This window comes from Hespellia stercorisuis DSM 15480 (assembly GCF_900142165.1).
Lineage (GTDB): Bacteria > Bacillota > Clostridia > Lachnospirales > Lachnospiraceae > Hespellia > Hespellia stercorisuis.
This window is the reverse complement of sequence record NZ_FQZY01000151.1, coordinates 1-1,499: the sequence shown is the minus strand read 5'-3', so window position 1 is coordinate 1,499 and position 1,499 is coordinate 1. Positions and strand designations below refer to the sequence as shown.

Here is a 1,499-nt window from a genome sequence, read left to right as displayed (position 1 = left end):
TGCTCCGACAGTTCATTCTTGTCTACCAGAACGCGCTTAGCCTCCTCATATTCAATGTATTGGCCATCTCTGAACAAATAGTCCGTCGCGATCCTGTCCGCCGTTAAAATGATGGATAACGCGATGCTCTGCTTCTGCATCTTGTCATCCTGGTAAATGTCCTTCTGAATCTCGTACTGTATCTCACGTACTTCATCGATTCCCATCTCTTTTATAATTTTGACAAACTGGATCCCGGCATGCCCATAGCTTTTTTTAAGCAGTTCCGCTGTGTACTGCGGATCCGGAAACACGTTTTCCTGACACTCCACTTCCAGTATCCGGTTGATTGCCCCGCCCTGCGACACATAGGACGACAGCGGCCGCTCTCCATTTGTTAGAATTGCATTCTTCCACCGGTTCTCCTTCCGGACTCCCAGATCTTTATTTGACCGGCTCTTCCCCTTTCCGGAACACAGGTCGTACACGACACCCTCGAAGTTATCCCGGATGCGGGCACTCACTTTGCTGGAATCATCCAGCATAAGTGGCAGGTTATTGAGAAGGTTGCTCTTTATCTCCAACGCCACGTCCGTTGTCTTAAAATCACCAATATACTGGTTCTCGTCTGGATTCGCCCAGATCGATGTCGCCAACATCATCGCTACGGATTTTCCCCCTTCTGTCTCCCCCCACAGATCAACGATAAACGGCAGGCCCCCAAGCATCCCCACGAGAATACTGGCAAAGGATGCTGCCAGAAAAAACTTAATCTCAATTCTCCCAGTCTTCCGCAGATCTTTCACGTGCTGCATCCACTGCTGCTTATTCCCATGGGCCTTTATACTCTCAAATATGTACTTAAACTGCATATCTCCATCAAAAACAATGTCAGTATCATACGGGATAAAGCCTTCACCCACCCATCCCAGCTTTGAACTGGACATCTGCACCGGGATATTGTCATCGTTCAGGTTCTCAAGATCGGACAAATATTTGACCAGCAGTCTGGCATTCTCCGATGTAACAGCAATTCCAAGCTTTGATAGAGAGACAATCTTGTTGGCTGAAGAGACCAGATCCTTTGGCACCACAATTTCATTCCATTTGTGGTTTCTCTTGTAAGCGATCCGCAACTGTTCCTCCCCGCTCTCTAGATTCTTTAGCCGCTCCACCGGAAGGATTGGATGATAGCAGACAATCACCTCATTGGTATAATCCTTATTGAAAGTGTAAATGCCCTCATCCGATGCAATCCAAGAACCGCACAACATGTTGTCATAGGATCCGGTGAAATTCGTCCAATTCTCCACCATGGTAGAATTTGCCCGGTTCTTTCGCGTTTCTTTGGCGGCCTTCGTATACGCCGAAACCATATGATCAAACTGCCCCTTTACGCCCAGAGCCTTTGCCGCGTCCTGCAGGGACAGCAGCATCCGGGCCTTTTGTATCTCATCTTCCTGTTCGAATATCTCAACAAAGACTTCATCCGCCAGAATGGTGTCTTTGTCATATTCTTT

Annotated in this window: 1 protein-coding gene; it reads right to left on the bottom strand. The window is 47.8% G+C overall.

What is annotated here, in order from left to right:
- Positions 1-1,499, bottom strand: a 1,499-nt coding sequence (locus BUB85_RS20830) for a DUF927 domain-containing protein (protein ID WP_073113379.1), incomplete at both ends; no start/stop codon positions are given.